Source organism: Plantactinospora alkalitolerans (assembly GCF_015690345.1).
Lineage (GTDB): Bacteria > Actinomycetota > Actinomycetes > Mycobacteriales > Micromonosporaceae > Plantactinospora > Plantactinospora alkalitolerans.
The window spans coordinates 1-16,266 of sequence record NZ_JADPUN010000101.1 but is presented as its reverse complement, the minus strand read 5'-3'; the positions used below and the strand labels follow the sequence as shown (position 1 = coordinate 16,266).

Below are 16,266 nucleotides of genomic sequence, written 5' to 3'. Positions count from 1 at the left end.
ACATTTCCTTCAACAGCTCAGCACCGATCCGACAGCTCAGTACCGATCCGACAGCTCAGTACCGATCCGATCCGCGAGAACGAGACCAGGAGGAATTCCTATGCGACCCAGGCTCGCGGTGGCCGCGACGAGCGCCGCGCTCGTACTCGCGTCCACCGCACTGACCGCCTGCTCGGAGAACACCGGCGACAACGGCGATCCCGAGAACGGCGGCGGCAAACAGTTCACCAGTTCGATCGCGACCGACCCGAAGGACTCCCAGGGACCGGCGGCGGAGGTGCCCGGAGCGAAGCCCGGCGGTGCGCTGAAGCTGTACAAGGAGGAGGACTTCGAGCACCTCGACCCGCAGCGGACGTACACCTTCCTCGGCATGTCGATCCAGCAGATGTTCACCCGGACCCTGACCGTCTTCAAGGAGGACGGCAAGGGGAACGTGCTTCTGGTCGGCGACCTTGCCACCGACCCCGGCAAGGACGTCAACAAGGACTGCAAGACCTGGGAGTACACCCTCAAGGAGGGCGTGAAGTTCGAGGACGGGGCGCCGATCAAGGCCGCCGACGTGGCGTACGGGATCGCCCGGTCCTTCGAGGAGAGCATCGACGGCGGCCCGACGTACATCCAGGAGTGGCTGGCCGACAACCCGACGTACAACGCGACCTACAAGGGGCCGTACACCTCGGGCACCGACACCGTCCCCGGACTGTCCGTCAAGGACGAGCGGACCCTGGTCTTCACCTTCGCCAAGCCGCACTGCGACCTGCCGTTCGCGCTCTCCCTGCCGACCTCGGTGCCGGTGCCGAAGGCCCAGGACACCAAAACCGAGTACGACCGGCGGGTGGTCTCCTCCGGCCCGTACAAGATCAAGGAGTACGTCAAGGACACCCGGTTCGTGCTGGAGCGCAACCCGAACTGGGACCCGAAGACGGACCCGCTGCGGCACGCCTACCCGGAGACCATCGGAGTCGAGATCGGGCCCGACGACACCGCCGCCACCGAGCGGGCACTCGCCGGCCAGGGCGCCGACCAGGGCGGAGTGGCCTGGGAGGAGGTCCCGCAGTCACTGGTCAACCAGGTCCTCGGCGACACCTCGCTCGGCGACCGGGTGCTGCGCACGACCTCCCCGTCCGTCTGGTACCTGAGCATCAACAACGAGCGGATCTCCGACCCCAAGGTCCGGCAGGCCATCGCGTACGCGATCGACAAGCAGGGGCTGCTCGCCACCCAGGGCGGCGACGCCGCCGGCAAGCCGACCCACACCCTGCTCGCCGACACCACCATCGGCCAGACGAACTACCCCAACCCGTACGACGGCGGCCCGACCGGCAACCCGGAGAAGGCCAAGGAACTGCTCGGCGGCCAGAAGCCGAAACTCGTCTTCATGTCCCGGAGCAGCGCGTTCGGCCAGCAGACCGCGCCGATCGTGGAGCAGAGCCTGGAGAAGGCCGGCTTCGACGTCACCGTGCAGTACGTCGAGGACCACAACCCGACGGCCCGGACCCGGGGCAACCCGTACGACATCTACCTGTCGAACTGGGCGGCGGACTGGCCGAGTGCCGTCTCGACGATCCCGGTGCTCTGGGACGGCCGCAAGCTCGGCCCGAAGGGCAACTCGAACGTCTCGTACTTCAACGCGGACGACGTGAACGCCGAGATCGACCGGGTGAGCAACCTGCCGGCCGGCGAGGCGGGACCGGAGTGGGCCAAGATCGATGAGTTGATCATGAAAAAGTACACCCCGGTGGTGCCGATCTACCAGGACAACACCTTCCTGGTGACCGGCGCCAAGGTCGGCGGCCTGCTCATCTCCGAGCAGTTCGGCACACCGGTCTTCTACAACAGCTACGTCAAACCCTAGCGGTGTAAGGAAGGGCCCCTTCTTATCGCTTTTTGCATAAGAAGGGGCCCTTCCTAACGCCTGGTGCCTGCCTGCGATGGGGGGAAACCTCCAGAGGGAGGCGGATGGTTTCCGGCTTCTGGCCGCCGACAGCGCGCAATAGCGTCAGTTGTGTGATCGAACTACGTGAGCTGACGAAACGATACGGCGGCCGGATCGCCGTCGACGGGCTGAGCGTCCGGGTGCAACCGGGGGTGGTGACCGGCTTCCTCGGTCCGAACGGATCCGGTAAGTCGACGACGATGCGGATGATCCTCGGCCTGGATGCCCCGGACGGTGGCGAGGCACTGGTCGGCGGCGTCCGGTACCCGGACCTGAACTGGCCGTTGAAGACGGTCGGCGCACTCCTCGACGCCGGGGCGTTCCATCCTGGCCGCAGCGCCCGTGCGCACCTGACCGCGCTGGCCGCGAGCAACGACATCCCCGGTTCCCGGGTCGAGCAGGTGCTGCGCATCGTCGGCCTGTCCGACGCGGCGACGCGGCGTGCCGGTACGTACTCGCTCGGCATGCGCCAGCGGCTCGGTGTCGCTGTGGCCCTGCTCGGCGACCCGGGTGTCCTGCTGCTCGACGAGCCGGTCAACGGACTGGACCCGGAGGGCATCCGCTGGATCCGGGACCTGCTGCGCGGACTCGCCGCCGAGGGTCGGACGGTGTTCGTCTCCAGCCACCTGATCGCCGAGATGGCGCTGACCGCCGACCGGTTGGTGGTCATCGGCCGCGGCCGGCTGCTGGCCGAGACGACCGTCGCCGAACTCGCCGCCGGCCACGACAGCCTGGAGGACGCGTTCTTCCGGCTCACCTCACAGGCCACCGACTATCGCGGAGTGGGAGCGTCATGAACGGGTACGGATTCCGGCACGTGGCCCGGATGGAACGGATCAAGCTGGGCAGCGTCCGGTCGACGTGGTGGCTGGCGACCGCCGCGGTGGTCGCGATGGCCGCGGCCGGTACCGGAGTGGGACTCGGGTACCGGTCGCACACCCCGGTCGCCACCGCGGCCCAGATCCTGAACAACAGCCTCGGCGGTGCCATTGTGGCCCAGTTGCTCCTCGGAGCGCTCGGCGTCCTGGTGGTGACCGGCGAATACGGCACCGGGATGATCCGCTCGACGTTCGCCGCCGTGCCACGGCGTCGGGTCGTCCTGGCCGCGAAGGCTGCCGTATGCGGCGGCGCCGCTCTCGCCGTCGGCCTGGTCGCGAGCTTCGCCGGCTATCTGGGCGGGCAGCTCGCGATCCGTGGTACCGCCATCCCGGCCGCATCCCTGTCAGACCCGGCGATCCTGCGTGCGGTCGTGCTGACCGGCGGGTATCTGGGCGCCACCGCCCTGATCGGGGTCGGCATCGGGACGATCATGCGCCACTCGGGCGCCGCGATCGGCACGCTGTTCGGTCTGATGTTCGTTCCGATGATCGTGGCCGGCCTGTTCGGCGAGAGCGGGATCGCGGTCGGCCGCTTTGTTCCGCTGCTGATGCTGCTCAACTCGATCGCGGTGACCTCGCCGATACCCGGGTTGTTCTCCGGCTGGATCAGCTCGCTGCTGATGTGCGGGTACGCGGCGGCAGCGATCCTGTGCGGCGGCGTGCTGCTCCGCCACCGAAACGCGTGACCAGCGACAATGGGCCGATGACCGCGCTGCGCGCACCGTTCACCACACTGGCCCTGCGCCGGGCGGTGTTCTGCGTCCTCGGCGTGGTCAGCGCGGCCGCGATCCTGAGCGTGCCGGCGATCGTGCCGGCCCTGGGTGTCGGAATCCTCTGGGCGACCGGAGTCATGTCCAGCGAGCCCGCACCTACCGTCGCACCGGCGTTCCTGGTCCTGTTTCCGCTCACCATCGCGCTCCTGGTCGTGCTGGCCGCCCCGATCGGGCGCGCGATGGGGGCCGTGCACCGCGCACTCGCGGCCCGGCTGCTCGACGTGCGGGTGGACGCCCCGCCGCCCCGGCCCTCGAAGCGGATCAGCGCCGTCGTCTCCGACGGACCGGGCTGGCGCGCCGTCGGGTACGGCCTGCTCAAGGTGCCACTGGCCATCCCCGAGGGCTACGGTGCCTTCTGCTACGTGTTCGGCCTGGCCAACCTCAGTTACCCGGTGTGGTGGCCGCTGTTCCGCAACCACCCGCCCGGAACGCGTCTCGGACCGGTGTGGGCGCTGACGCCGTTCGGCACCATCGGTACGCGGACGTTCGCCGGAACGTTCCTCATCGCCGCGGCCGGTCTCGCCATGCTGCTGGTCGCACCGTGGTTGATGCGGGCCGGTACGACACTGGACGTTGCCGCGATGCGACAGCTGCTCGGTCCGCGCCGGCTCGCCCAGCGGGTACGCGAACTGCAGGTCACCCGGGCCCGCGCGATCGACGACGCGGCCGCGATGATGCGCAGGCTGGAACGGGACCTGCACGACGGCGCGCAGATCCGGCTGGCCACGCTGGCGATGAACCTCGGAATGGCGACCGAGAAGCTCGGTGCCGACGGCCCGCCACCCGACCTCGCACAGGCCCGCGAACTGGTCGCGCTCGCCCACCGCGGAGCGAAGGATGCCCTCGCCGACCTGCGCGACCTGGTGCGTGGGATCCATCCGCCGGTCCTCGACAACGGTCTCGGCGACGCGCTGGCGACTCTCGCGACGAGCAGCGCCATCCCGGTCGGGGTGTCCGTCGAGCTGCCCGACCGCCCGGCGCCCGCGATCGAGACCATCGCCTACTTCTGCGCCTCCGAGCTGCTCGCGAACGCGGCCAAACACAGCCGGGCGACCCGGATCGGGCTCGGTGTCGTCCGATCCGGCGAGCGCCTGATGCTGACCGTCGAGGACGACGGCGTCGGCGGGGCGAACCCGGACGGTCCCGGCCTGTCCGGCCTGGCCCGCCGCATCGCCGTCGTGGACGGCCGGATGCGCGTACGCAGTCCGACCGGCGGTCCGACGCGGGTCCAGATCGAGCTGCCCACACAGGTGTGAACGGAGGAGACGACATGCGGGTGGTGATCGCGGAGGATGCCGCGATGATGCGCGAAGGGCTGGTCCGGCTGCTCACCGACCGAGGTTTCGAGGTGTGCGCGGCGGTGGCCGACGCGGATGCGTTGCGGTCCGCGATCACCGCCCACGTACCGGATGTGGCCATCATCGACATCCGGATGCCGCCGACGTACACCGACGAGGGACTGCGTGCGGCGATCGACATCCGACGCGACCACCCCGACGTCGGTGTGCTGCTCTTCTCCCAGTACGTGGAGACCCGCTACGCGACCCGGCTGCTCGCCGACCGGCCGACCGGCGTCGGGTACCTGCTCAAGGACCGTGTCGCCGACGTCGCCGATTTCGTGGACGCGCTGACCCGGGTGGCATCCGGTGGCACCGCACTGGATCCGGAGGTGGTCGGCCACCTGATGCGGGCCGGGCGGGACACGGTCGGGGTGGCGTCGCTGACCCCCAGGGAGCGTGAGGTGCTTGCGCTGATGGCCGAGGGACGATCCAACGCCGGGATCGCGGCGGCTCTTGTCATCACCTCCGGAGTCGTGGAGAAGCACGTGGCGAACATCTTCGCGAAGCTCGGGTTGCCCTCCTCGGACAGCGACAACCGCCGGGTCCTGGCCGTCCTCCGCCACGTCGGCGGCGGAGGCTGATGTCAACGTGCTGCCGTTGTGGGTCCGCCGTCACGTGAGGCCAACGGCGTGACGATGTACTAGCGCCAGCCGTAGCCGGTACGCAGTGCGTGTCCCACCTTGTCGAAACGGCCTCGGTCCAGCACCGCGCCCTCCCGCCGGATGCTGTCCTCCCGCATCGTGAGCACCCGGTCGAGCCGGACCCAGCTCGGCCGGTTGTCCCGGTCCCACTCGCCGGGACCAAGCGCGAACCAGTGCCGCTGGCCGTTCCGGTCGCTCTTGCTGGAGAGCATCAGGCCGAACAGGGTCCTGCTGGTCCGGCCGACCACGAGTACGGGCCGGTCCTTGCCCTGACGGGGATCGTCCTCGTACGGCACCCAGGTCCAGACGATCTCACCCGGATCGGCCTGTCCGTCGAGTTCGGGCGCGTAGGCCAGTTGCCGACGTTGCAGGGCAGTGATCTGACGTCGCCGTGCGACCTGCGCGGGGATGGGACCGGGGGTGGGGGCGGTAGCGGGAGCACGCCGGGTAATCCGGCTTACCGTCGCCGTCACGCCCTTCCAGAGATTCGCCACGGCGGCACACCCTACCCGCTCGCCGGATCTGCGACCCGGTCCGGTCTTTCGCCCTGTCCGGTCTCCGGCCCGGCCCGGTCTTCAGTCCGGCCCGGCCCGGCCTTGCGTCCTGACCGGTGTCCGGTCTGGCCCGGCCTTCAGTCAGGTCCGATTCGGGGCGCATCCCGGTGCAGAGTGCGCTCAGGTCGTCGGGGCCGTCCAGTCGGGATCCCGGCCGGCCAGCCCGAGTGCCCGGTCGAGCGCCGGTGCGTCCGGCGGGACCTGCACCACCGGACCGAACAGGCCCTCGCGACCAGCGGCCTGCTCCGGCCGGGCAGCCTCGGTGGTGAACGCGAGCACCGCCGCGGTGCTCGCCGCATCGCAGGTGAACGACTGTCCGGTCGCCCGGGCCAGGTCCCAGCCGTGCAGCACCAACTCGTCGAGCGCGACCACGCCCATCGTCTCGGCCGGCATCGTCACGCCGCCGACCGTCGTCATCCCCTGCCACGCCGCCGGCCGTCGCCAGGCGGCCGCCAGTTCGGTCAGCCGCCGGGGCAGCACCGTCCGCCAGTCCGGTTCGAGGCGCTCGGCGCTCGGCGGCGGTGGCGGCCCGGATACGCCCTGGGGCTGGTTCCCACCGGTCTTGCGGGCGCCCCAGGTGAAGGCGAGCGTCAGGCCCATCAGATGGTCGAGCAGGGCGGCCACCGGGGTGTCGGTGCACGGGGTGGGCCGGGTCAGCTGCTCGTCGCTGATCTCCGCCAGGAGGCGGGTCACCTCTCGGGCGGCCGGGTCCAGGTCGAGCATCTGCGGTTCCCTCCGGGGTCTGCGTTGTCGTGCGACGGCACGAGCCGGCGTGATGTGCGGGGTGTGGACACTTCCGGCGCCCGACGAGAGCACATCGGTGATCCGTCCGGCTCGATGTTCGGCAGTACGCATCCGGATGCTAACCCGCCCCACCGACACGTTCGCGTCCCCGCCCGGCGCCGGCCCGGTGTCAGCCGATCCGCAGCACCAGGTCGCGGAGCCAGACCGCCCACCGTGGACTGTCGTACACCCGCTCCGGCACCAGGTAGCGCTCGTGGTCGACCCGGCGGATGACCTCGTCGCGTACCGGCAGGAGGATGAATTCGACGCTGAACGGGCGCAGGGACCGGTTCAGGGAGCGCTCGACCTGGTTGGCGATCTCGCCGGTCGCCCGCGATACCGGGCCGTGTCGGGCCAGGCCGTCGCGTTGCCGGTTCAGGTGCCAGTCGTGCGCCTCCGGCCAGCGCCGCGCGACGATCCCGCGCAGTGTCGGCAGCGAGGCCAACCCGAGCGGGTCCGGGGTGTCGTCGGCGGGCTCCGGGGGTACCTCCGGGCGGGCAACCTGCTGACGCGTCTCGACCAGCGACAGCCACCAGCCGAGCCACTCGGTTCCGGGCACGCCACCCGGCGCCGTCGAGGTCGGCGGCTCGTCGATGTCCAACGGACCGGGCAACAGGCGATGCGGAGGCACCTCGATCCGTTCGGCCGCCCGGATCCACAGCGCACAGTCGACGAGGTACTCCCACCGACGGATGCTCATCCGCCAGGACATCGGACCACGGAGTTCCACGGTCTCCTCCTCCTCGACCCGCTACTACCAGCGTAGTGAGCCGAACGGTGGAGCAACGATCACAAATAGGTGGACGGAGCACTCCTCCGTTAGGTGGGATGGACCGCCGGGGGCATCCACCTCCGGCTCAGATCGGGAGGAGGCACCGTGTGACCGTTGGCGGTCTGCGCCCCGACGAGGTGCCCATCGACGCCGCGCTGGTGCGCCGGTTGGTCGCCGCGCAGTTTCCGCAGTGGGCGGAGCTGCCCGTCCGGTCGGTCGCCCGGTCCGGAATGGACAACGCGACGTACCGGCTGGGCGAGGAGATGTCGGTCCGGCTGCCCCGGGTCCCCCGCTGGGCCGGCCAGGTGGAGCGGGAGCAGCGGTGGCTGCCGCGACTCGCCCCGCACCTGCCGCTGGCCGTGCCCGTCCCGCTCGCCGAGGGAAGGCCGGACGAGGGCTTTCCCTTCCCGTGGTCGGTCTACTGCTGGCTCGACGGCGAGAACGCCACCCTGGACCGGATCACCGAGCCGCACCGGGCGGCGGTCGAACTGGCGGAGTTCATCGCCGCATTACAGCGCATCGATCCGACCGGTGGACCGCCGCCGGAGTGGAGCAACGGCTTCCGGGGCGTACCGATGGGGGACGACCGGGACTCGGCGGTGGTGGAGCCCCGGATCCGCGATCGGATCGCGGCCCTGGCGGGCCTGGCCGACACCGACGCTCTGACCGCGGTTTTCGACGCGGCCCTGGCGGCACCGGCCCGGGCCGCGCCGCCGGTCTGGGTCCACGGTGATCCCGCGCCGGCCAACATGCTGGTCAGGGACGGCCGGTTGACTGCCGTGATCGACTTCGGCACCCTGGCCGTGGGTGACCCGGCCGTCGACATGATCGCCGCGTGGACGTTTCTCGACGCCGCGACCCGGGACGTCTTCCGGGCCACGCTGGCGGTCGACGACGCGACCTGGGCCCGTGGACGCGGCTGGGGCCTGACCGGGGTGCTGCCCGACCCGGCGGTGCTCGCCGACCCCGTCCACGCGGCGCCGGCCCGGCGCCGACTCGACGACATCGTCGCCGACCACCGGCAGTACGGCTGACCGCCGGCAGTACGGCTGACCGGCGGCAGTACGGCTGACCGGCGGCAGTACGGCTGACCGCCGCCCCCAGCCGGCCCGCCGAGATCACTGACCCGGTTCGTAGCCGAGGTTGGGGCGGAGCCAGCGCTCGATCTCGGCCAGGGGCAGGCCGTGCCGCTGCGCGTAGTCCTCGACCTGGTCCCGGCCGAGCCGGCCCACGGTGAAGTACCGGGACGCCGGACTGGCGAAGAGCAGACCGCTGACGCTGGCCGCCGGGGTCATCGCGTACGACTCCGTCAGGCCCATGCCGATCCGCTCGGCGTCGAGCAGGTCGAACAACCGCTGCTTCAGGCTGTGGTCGGGGCTTGCCGGGTAGCCGAGCGCGGGACGGATGCCCCGGAACCGCTCGGCGTGCAGATCCGCGATCGCCGGGTCGGCGTCCGGCTCGTACCAGTCCCGCCGGGCCTGGAGGTGGATGTGTTCGGCGAACGCCTCGGCGAGCCGGTCGGCCAGGGCCTTCACCATGATCGCCCGGTAGTCGTCGTGCTGCGCCTCGAAGCCGGCGGCGAGGTCTTCGGCACCGTGGATGGCCACCGCGAAGCCACCCAGGTGGTCCCCGGCCGGGGCGAGGTAGTCCGCGAGGCACCGGTTCGGCCGACCGGCCGGCTTGGTCGTCTGCTGGCGCAGCATCGGAAAACGCTGCCCGTCCGACCCGTCCGACCCGTCCGACCCCAAGGTGAGCACGATGTCGTCGCCCTCGCCGTGGGCCGGCCAGAAGCCGTACGAGCCGGCGGCCCGCAACGAGCTGTCCGCGATGATCTGGTCGAGCAGGGTGTTCGCGTCGTCGTACAGCTCGCGGGCCACCGGCTGGTCCAGGATCGCCGGGAACTTGCCCTTCAGCTCCCAGGCGAGGAAGAGGAACTGCCAGTCGATCATCTCGCGCAGCGCGGTCAGTTCCGGCCGGACGACACGCACACCGGTGAAGGCGGGTACGGGCAGATCGTCGTACGAGACCTGTTCCCGGTTCGCCCTGGCCTGCTCGAGGGTGAGCAGGGCAACCCGGTTTCGGCCCTCGTGCTGCTCCCGGAGTCGCTGCTGCTCGGCCCGGTTGCTCACGTCGAGTTCCGCCGCCCGTTCCGGGTTCAGCAGGTCCGACACCACCCCGACCACCCGGGACGCATCCAGCACGTGCACGGTGCTGGCGTCGTACGCCGGGGCGATCCGGACCGCGGTGTGCTGGCGGGAGGTGGTGGCGCCGCCGATCAGCAGCGGTAGATTCATCCCCCGGCGCTGCATCTCGGTGGCGACCGCGACCATCTCGTCCAGGGACGGGGTGATCAGCCCGGAGAGTCCGATCGCGTCGGCCCGTTCGGCCACGGCGGTGTCGAGGATGCGCGCGGCGGGCACCATCACACCGAGGTCGATGACGTCGTAGTTGTTGCAGCCGAGCACGACTCCCACGATGTTCTTGCCGATGTCGTGGACGTCGCCCTTGACGGTCGCCATCACCACCTTGCCCTGGCCCCGCCCGGTGTCGAGGCGCCCCTCCAGCCGGGCCTGCTCCTTCTCCGCCTCCATGTACGGCTCCAGGTAGGCGACGGAGCGCTTCATCACCCGCGCGCTCTTCACCACCTGGGGCAGGAACATCTTTCCGGCGCCGAAGAGGTCCCCGACGGTCTTCATGCCGTCCATCAGCGGTCCCTCGATCACGTCGAGGGGGCGGATCGCCTGCTTCCGGGCCTCTTCGGTGTCGTCCTCGATGAAGTCCACGATGCCGTGCACCAGGGCGTACGCCAGCCGCTCCTGCACCGGCGCCTCGCGCCAGGACAGGTCCACGGTGCGCTTGGTGCCGGAGCCGCTGACCGTGGAGGCGAAGGTGACCAGCCGGTCGGTGGCGTCGGGGCGCCGGTCGAAGAGCACGTCCTCGACGAGTTCGAGCAGGTCGGCGGGGATGTCCTGGTAGACGGCGAGCTGGCCGGCGTTGACGATGCCCATGTCCAGCCCGGCCCGTACGGCGTGCAGCAGGAACGCCGAGTGCATCGCCTCGCGTACGACGTCGTTGCCCCGGAACGAGAACGACAGGTTGGAGATGCCGCCGCTGGTCCTCGCCCCGGGGCAGCGCTCCTTGATCAGCGGCAGCGCGTCGATGAACGCCTTCGCGTACCCGTTGTGTTCGGAGATGCCGGTGGCGACGGCGAGGACGTTCGGGTCGAAGACGATGTCCTCGGCCGCGAACCCGGCCTGCTGGGTGAGCAGGTCGTACGCGCGGGCGCAGATCGAGACCTTGCGCTCGACGGTGTCGGCCTGGCCGAGTTCGTCGAAGGCCATCACCACGACGCCGGCGCCGTAGTCCCGGATCCGGCGGGCCTGGCTGAGGAACGACTCCTCGCCCTCCTTCAGGCTGATCGAGTTGACCACGCCCTTGCCCTGTACACAGCGGAGTCCGGCCTCCAGCACGCTCCACCGGGAGCTGTCGATCATGACCGGGATCCGGGCGACCTCCGGCTCGGTCGCGATCAGGTTCAGGAAGGTGGTCATCGCCCGCTCGCTGTCGAGCAGGTCGGCGTCCATGTTGACGTCGAGGATGTTGGCGCCGCCGCGTACCTGTTCCAGGGCGACGTCGACGGCGCCCTGGTGGTCGCCGGCCTCGATCAGCCGGCGGAACCGGGCCGAGCCGGTGACGTTGGTCCGCTCGCCGATCATCACGAAGCCGGTGTCGGGGCCGATCGCGAACGGCTCCAGGCCGCTGAACCGGGTCTGGACCGGTGGCGCCGGCACCGGGCGGGCCGGCTTCCCGGCGACGGCGGTCGCGATCTGCGCGATGTGCTCGGGACTGGTGCCGCAGCAGCCGCCGACGATGTTGACCATTCCGTCGTCGACGAACTCGCGGAGCAGCCGGCCGGTCTCCTCGGGCTGCTGGTCGTAGCCGCCGAACGCGTTCGGTAGCCCGGCGTTGGGGTGGCAGGCGACGTAGGTGTTGGCGAGCCGGGCCAGGTCGGCGACGTGCGGGCGCATCTCGTCGGCACCGAGCGAGCAGTTGACCCCGACCACCAGCGGCTCGGCGTGCTCGATCGAGCTCCAGAACGCCTCGACGGTCTGCCCGGAGAGGGTTCGGCCGCTCAGGTCGACGATCGTCACGGAGATCCACAGCGGCAGCTCGGGTGCGACCTCGCGGGCGGCGGCGATGGCGGCCTTCGCGTTCAGCGTGTCGAAGATCGTCTCGATCAGCAGCAGGTCGACGCCGCCCTCGGCAAGGGCCCGGATCTGTTCGGCGTACGTGTCGCGGACCTGGTCGAACGACACCTTCCGGTACGCCGGATCCTCCACCCGGGGCGAGAGCGACAGGGTCACGTTCAGCGGGCCGACCGAGCCGGCGACGAACCGCCCGCCCAACTCGTCGGCGGCCTGCCGGGCCAGTTGGGCGCCGCGCAGGTTCATCTCCCGGACCAGCGGTTCGAGGCCGTAGTCGGCCTGCGCGATGCCCGTCGCGGTGAAGGTGTTCGTCGTGGTGATGTCCGCGCCGGCCGCCAGGTAGCGCCGGTGTACGTCGAGGATGACGTCGGGCCGGGTCAGGTTGAGCAGATCCGGGTCACCGGTCACGTCGTGCGGGTGGTCCGGGGGGAGGTCGCCCTGATAGTCGGCCGGGGTGAGGCCGGCGCCCTGGAGCATCGTGCCCCAGGCTCCGTCGAGCACCACGATGCGCTCGGCGAGCAGATCGCGCAGCGCGCGGGTGCGTGCCGCCCGTGTCCCGGCGCCGCCTGATGCCGTGTTCATCTGGACCACCTCCGTCGTCGAACGGAGGCGCCCTTGCGAAGATCCACTCGCGGTCGAGCGTGGCGGGCATCTCCGCCCGTTGCAGCGCCTCTCGACCCGGTGATCGAGAGTACCGGAAAGGTCCCGTTGGGACCGAAAACATCGCGGACTGTGGGACGAATGTCGGCCAGCCTGGTACTGCGGGATCGACGTGCGACACCGCCCACCTCTACTCTCGGGGGGCACATCCGGTGCTGTCGTCCGGTGCGGATACCGGCCCGGAGGGCGGAATTCGCCGTTGGCCCCCGCCAAACCGTGACCACCGTGCCTGTACGAAGGGATCGAGGCCTTGACGAGCGAGATCGCCCCGCCGGGTGTCGACACCACCCGCCCCAGCATCGCCCGGGTCTACGACTACTACCTGGGCGGCAAGGACAACTTCGCGGTCGACCGCAAAGCGGCCGAGATGGCGTTGAAGGTCACACCGGACGGGGCGGAGGTGGGCCGCGCCTGCCGCGCCTTCCTCCGCCGGTCGGTCCGGTACCTGGCCGGGGAGGCCGGCATCCGGCAGTTCCTCGACATCGGCTCGGGACTGCCGACCCAGGGCAACGTGCACGAGATCGCCCACCAGGTGGACCCGCAGGCCCGGGTGGTCTACGTCGACAACGACCCGATGGCTCTCGCGCACGGGCGGGCCCTGCTCGCGGACGCCCGGACCACCACCGTGGTCGGAGGCGACCTCCGAGAGCCGGAGAAGATCCTCGAAGACCCCGAGGTCCGGCAGATGATCGACTTCGACCGGCCGGTCGGGCTGCTGCTCCTGGCGGTCCTGCACCATCTGCACGACGACGAGGGCCCCGGCGACATCACCCGCCGGCTCACCGCCGCCCTGCCGTCCGGCAGCTACCTGGCGATCTCGCACTTCCACGACCCGGGCGACGCCAACCCGGAGGTCTCGCAACGGGCCCGGAGGGCGGAGAAGGTCTTCAACGAGACCCTCGGCACCGGCCGGTGGCGTACCCACCAGGAGATCTCGGCCTTCTTCGGAGACCTGGAACTGTCACCGCCCGGCCTGGTTCCACTGGCCGACTGGCGGCCGGACGGCGCCGGGGACGTGCGGCACACCGACATCTACCACACCATCGTGGGCGGGGTGGCCCGCAAACCCTGACGGCCAAACACCTGCGCGTGGCGCGCAGATGGTCAAGGTGTTGCCCCGTGGTCCGTCGGCGCAGGTGTGGACGGTGTCCGTAAGCCGGCCAGCCCGAAGGCCAGCAGCCGTTCGCCCTGCTGCCTCGAACTCTGCTCACCCGCCCAGGCCGCCGCGTTGATCAGTGCGTACAGGTCTGCGGCGGTGACTTCCGGCCGCACCTCACCGGCCGTCCGGGCCCGGGCGACCAGCCCCTCCCCGGCGGCGAGCACGGCCTCGCATGCCGTGTGCAGCTCGGAGGTCTCGTCCTCGATGGCCTGCATCAGGGCGCTGCCGAGCCCCCGGTAGACCGTTGCGTGGGCCATCGCCGCGTCTGCCCACGCGGTCAGCCCGGCGAAGGGCGAGGGGTGGGTGAGCAGCCCGTGGCCGGCCGTTGCCAGCGCTCGCATCCGGTCACCCATCAGCGCCTCCAGCAACGCCCGGCGGCTGGGGAAGTGGCCGTAGAGCGTGCCGTTGGCCACCCCGGCCCGGCGCGCTATCTCCTCCAGTGAGAACTCCGCACCGTACTCGGCGAACGCGGTCGCCGCCTCGGCCAGTAGCCGTTCGTAGTTGCGGCGTGCGTCCGCCCGCATGCGGCGTCGGGGCGCTGCTGTACCGGTGTCCATGGCGAAACCTCGCTAGGAAAGTTGAGACTGTCTCGATATAGTTCTCGGGACAGTCTCATCTTATCTCTGGAGGTCGTCACATGGACACGCCCCTGGAGCGTCCGCTTCCCTTCCCCGCCGCCCTGGACCGGGCCGACAGGCACATCCTCGTCATCGGGGCCACCGGTCGACAGGGCGGAGCCGCCGCCGCGCACCTGCTGGCCGACGGCTGGCCGGTCCGCGTACTGGTCCGGGACCCCACCGCCGAGACCGCCCGGAAACTGGCCGCGGCGGGCGCCGAGCCGCTCCGGGGCGACCTGGACGATCTCGACAGCCTCACGGTGGCCATGGCCGGCGCCTACGGCGTCTTCGCCGTCACCCCCGACGACCCGGACAGCGAACGCGAGATCCGGCGCGGCCGGCACCTGGTGCACGCCGCGGCGGCGGCCGGAATCGCCCACCTGGTCTTCACGTCCGTGGGCGGCGCCGAGCGGGGCACCGGCATCTCCTACTGGGAGAGCAAGTGGGTCATCGAGCAGCACATCGCCGCCCTCGGGCTGCCGGCCACCGTCCTGCGACCGGTGCGCTTCATGGAGAACCACGCCATTCCCGGGCTGGGCGGCATCTCCACCGACGGAGTCCTCCGCCACGTCTTCGACGCCGACGTTCCCGTACAGCTCGTCGCCGTGACCGACATCGGGGCGTTCGCCGCCCGCGCCTTCGCCGACCCCGCCACATACCTCGGCCAGGCCGTCGAACTGGCGGGCGACGAGCTGACCCCGGCGGCCACCGTGCGCCTGATCGGCCGGCGCCTCGGGCGTGAAATCACCTACCGGCAGGTCGCGGGCGAGGAGCTGCGGCTGAACGAGGACGCCCTGCGGGCCATCAAGGCGCAACGCGGACTGTGGCGCGCCGACATCGCCGCCCTACGTCGTCGCCACCCCGACCTGCTGGACTTCCCCGCCTGGCTGGACGCGGGCGGCGCCGACGCCATCGCCGCGCTGCTCGACGGCTGACCTGGCTCACCGCCGGGACCGGTTCGACCCGGGCCGGTCGTCGTCGGCTCGGGTCACGGCTGTCGTCCCGAAGGCCGTCCCACGATCCCGGGAACCGGTGCGGCCGGGTACACGTCGGAACGGCCGTGCAGCCACCGACCCGGATCGCCCGTCTGGTCGCCCCCATCGTGACGTTCTGCCTGGCCGGCACGCTCACCGGTTCGGTGTCGGGATTCGACGTGACCGCAGTGCCCGAACCGCCGGCCGATCGGAGCACGCTGGTGATCCAGTTGCGGGAGTGGGAGAGCCTGACCCCGCCGTACGAGCGCGCGGAACTGCCGGAGTTCACCCTCTACGGCGGCGGCCGGGTGATCGCCGGAGGCCACTGGGACGGCTCCGTGTACCGGGCCCGGGAACACACGCTCAGCCCGGACCGGTACCGGCAGATCTACCGGCTGGCACACGCCGCCGGACTGGCCCGGTCCGTCCACCTCGACCAGCCCGTGCCCGCCACCGACGGTTCACTGCTGGTCGCCTCGTTGCGCACGGCCGGACGGCTGCACACCACCACGCTGGTGTCACCGGGCGAAACCGATGTCGGGGCCCGCCGCCGGATCATCGAGTTCCGCCGGACCGTGCGGCTCCTCGCCCTGTCGACCGATCCGACCCGGGTCGCCGACTACCGTCCGAGCCGGCTCGCCGTACTCGTGACCGGCGGTTGGAGTGGATCGCCGGGCGACGCCGGCAGCATCGCCCGGCAGTGGCCGGGCCCGGATCTCCTGGCCGGGGTACCGACCAGGGTCGGCCTGTGCACGGTCGCCGGATCGGCGGGGCCGGACGCGGAGGCGCTCGGACGCGATGCGCCCCTGACAACCAGGTGGCACAGCGGCGGAAAGTGGCTCAGCGTCGCGGTCCGCCCGTTGTTGCCGGACGAGTACGACTGCGCGGACCTCGACCGCCGTACGCCGTGAGACCGGCGGCCGTGAAGCCGGTGCCCGGTGCCCGGTGCCTGGAGGGCGGTGGGCGGTGGGCGG

14 protein-coding genes are annotated in these 16,266 nt (G+C 71.0%); 9 read left to right on the top strand and 5 right to left on the bottom strand.

Annotated features, from left to right (window positions below):
• Nucleotides 1-100 precede the first annotated feature (100 nt).
• From I0C86_RS08485 to I0C86_RS08465, 5 genes are all read left to right on the top strand, one after another.
• Nucleotides 101-1,855, top strand: a complete 1,755-nt coding sequence (locus I0C86_RS08485; RefSeq protein ID WP_196200665.1) for an ABC transporter substrate-binding protein — start codon at nucleotides 101-103, stop codon at nucleotides 1,853-1,855.
• A gap of 152 nt (nucleotides 1,856-2,007) precedes the next feature.
• Nucleotides 2,008-2,733 (top strand): ABC transporter ATP-binding protein, encoded by a 726-nt coding sequence (locus tag I0C86_RS08480; protein WP_196200664.1) that lies wholly within the window; start codon nucleotides 2,008-2,010, stop codon nucleotides 2,731-2,733.
• Nucleotides 2,730-3,500: an ABC transporter permease gene (locus I0C86_RS08475; RefSeq protein WP_196200663.1), complete on the top strand. Its 771-nt coding sequence runs from the start codon at nucleotides 2,730-2,732 to the stop codon at nucleotides 3,498-3,500. The genes I0C86_RS08480 and I0C86_RS08475 overlap by 4 nt, the downstream gene beginning before the upstream one ends.
• 17 nt (nucleotides 3,501-3,517) lie before the next feature.
• Complete coding sequence (locus tag I0C86_RS08470; protein ID WP_196200662.1) at nucleotides 3,518-4,843, top strand: sensor histidine kinase; 1,326 nt, start codon at nucleotides 3,518-3,520, stop codon at nucleotides 4,841-4,843.
• A 14-nt stretch (nucleotides 4,844-4,857) separates the two neighbouring features.
• Nucleotides 4,858-5,508 (top strand): response regulator transcription factor, encoded by a 651-nt coding sequence (locus tag I0C86_RS08465; protein ID WP_196200661.1) that lies wholly within the window; start codon nucleotides 4,858-4,860, stop codon nucleotides 5,506-5,508.
• A gap of 59 nt (nucleotides 5,509-5,567) precedes the next feature.
• Here the strand turns inward: I0C86_RS08465 and I0C86_RS08460 are convergent, their stop codons facing one another.
• The 3 genes from I0C86_RS08460 to I0C86_RS08450 form a co-directional block, all read right to left on the bottom strand.
• Nucleotides 5,568-6,062 (bottom strand): type II toxin-antitoxin system PemK/MazF family toxin, encoded by a 495-nt coding sequence (locus tag I0C86_RS08460; RefSeq protein WP_196200660.1) that lies wholly within the window; start codon nucleotides 6,060-6,062, stop codon nucleotides 5,568-5,570.
• A gap of 180 nt (nucleotides 6,063-6,242) precedes the next feature.
• A complete protein-coding gene (locus I0C86_RS08455; protein ID WP_196200659.1) occupies nucleotides 6,243-6,845 on the bottom strand; it encodes a TIGR03086 family metal-binding protein in 603 nt (200 codons plus the stop codon).
• A 190-nt stretch (nucleotides 6,846-7,035) separates the two neighbouring features.
• Nucleotides 7,036-7,635 carry a hypothetical protein gene (locus I0C86_RS08450; protein ID WP_196200658.1) on the bottom strand — a complete coding sequence of 200 codons (600 nt, stop codon included), beginning with the start codon at nucleotides 7,633-7,635 and terminating at the stop codon, nucleotides 7,036-7,038.
• Between the two features lie 149 nt (nucleotides 7,636-7,784).
• Between I0C86_RS08450 and I0C86_RS08445 the strand changes: the two genes are divergently transcribed.
• Nucleotides 7,785-8,711 (top strand): aminoglycoside phosphotransferase family protein, encoded by a 927-nt coding sequence (locus tag I0C86_RS08445; protein WP_323373535.1) that lies wholly within the window; start codon nucleotides 7,785-7,787, stop codon nucleotides 8,709-8,711.
• A gap of 84 nt (nucleotides 8,712-8,795) precedes the next feature.
• On the opposite strand, the gene metH is transcribed toward I0C86_RS08445, so the two are convergent.
• Nucleotides 8,796-12,464, bottom strand: a complete 3,669-nt coding sequence (metH, locus tag I0C86_RS08440) for a methionine synthase (protein ID WP_196200656.1) — start codon at nucleotides 12,462-12,464, stop codon at nucleotides 8,796-8,798.
• 328 nt (nucleotides 12,465-12,792) lie between these two features.
• Between metH and I0C86_RS08435 the strand changes: the two genes are divergently transcribed.
• The gene (locus tag I0C86_RS08435; RefSeq protein ID WP_196200655.1) at nucleotides 12,793-13,614 is read left to right on the top strand and encodes an SAM-dependent methyltransferase; all 822 of its coding nucleotides are present in this window, start codon (nucleotides 12,793-12,795) and stop codon (nucleotides 13,612-13,614) included.
• A 32-nt stretch (nucleotides 13,615-13,646) separates the two neighbouring features.
• Here the strand turns inward: I0C86_RS08435 and I0C86_RS08430 are convergent, their stop codons facing one another.
• Nucleotides 13,647-14,258 (bottom strand): TetR/AcrR family transcriptional regulator, encoded by a 612-nt coding sequence (locus I0C86_RS08430; protein ID WP_196200654.1) that lies wholly within the window; start codon nucleotides 14,256-14,258, stop codon nucleotides 13,647-13,649.
• Between the two features lie 80 nt (nucleotides 14,259-14,338).
• On the opposite strand from I0C86_RS08430, the gene I0C86_RS08425 reads away from it, so the two are divergent.
• Nucleotides 14,339-15,253: an NmrA/HSCARG family protein gene (locus I0C86_RS08425; protein WP_230393798.1), complete on the top strand. Its 915-nt coding sequence runs from the start codon at nucleotides 14,339-14,341 to the stop codon at nucleotides 15,251-15,253.
• A gap of 125 nt (nucleotides 15,254-15,378) precedes the next feature.
• Nucleotides 15,379-16,203, top strand: coding sequence for a hypothetical protein (locus tag I0C86_RS08420; protein WP_196200653.1), 825 nt, complete (start codon nucleotides 15,379-15,381; stop codon nucleotides 16,201-16,203).
• Nucleotides 16,204-16,266 lie beyond the last annotated feature (63 nt).

Excerpts from the sequence above, each read along its gene's own strand:
- I0C86_RS08485 (WP_196200665.1), top strand. The coding sequence starts at position 101 with ATGCGACCCAGGCTCGCGGTGGCCGCGACGAGCGCCGCGCTCGTACTC.
- I0C86_RS08475 (WP_196200663.1), top strand. The coding sequence starts at position 2,730 with ATGAACGGGTACGGATTCCGGCACGTGGCCCGGATGGAACGGATCAAG.
- I0C86_RS08470 (WP_196200662.1), top strand. The coding sequence starts at position 3,518 with ATGACCGCGCTGCGCGCACCGTTCACCACACTGGCCCTGCGCCGGGCG.
- I0C86_RS08465 (WP_196200661.1), top strand. The coding sequence starts at position 4,858 with ATGCGGGTGGTGATCGCGGAGGATGCCGCGATGATGCGCGAAGGGCTG.
- I0C86_RS08455 (WP_196200659.1), bottom strand. The coding sequence starts at position 6,845 with ATGCTCGACCTGGACCCGGCCGCCCGAGAGGTGACCCGCCTCCTGGCG.
- metH (WP_196200656.1), bottom strand. The coding sequence starts at position 12,464 with ATGAACACGGCATCAGGCGGCGCCGGGACACGGGCGGCACGCACCCGC.
- I0C86_RS08430 (WP_196200654.1), bottom strand. The coding sequence starts at position 14,258 with ATGGACACCGGTACAGCAGCGCCCCGACGCCGCATGCGGGCGGACGCA.
- I0C86_RS08425 (WP_230393798.1), top strand. The coding sequence starts at position 14,339 with ATGGACACGCCCCTGGAGCGTCCGCTTCCCTTCCCCGCCGCCCTGGAC.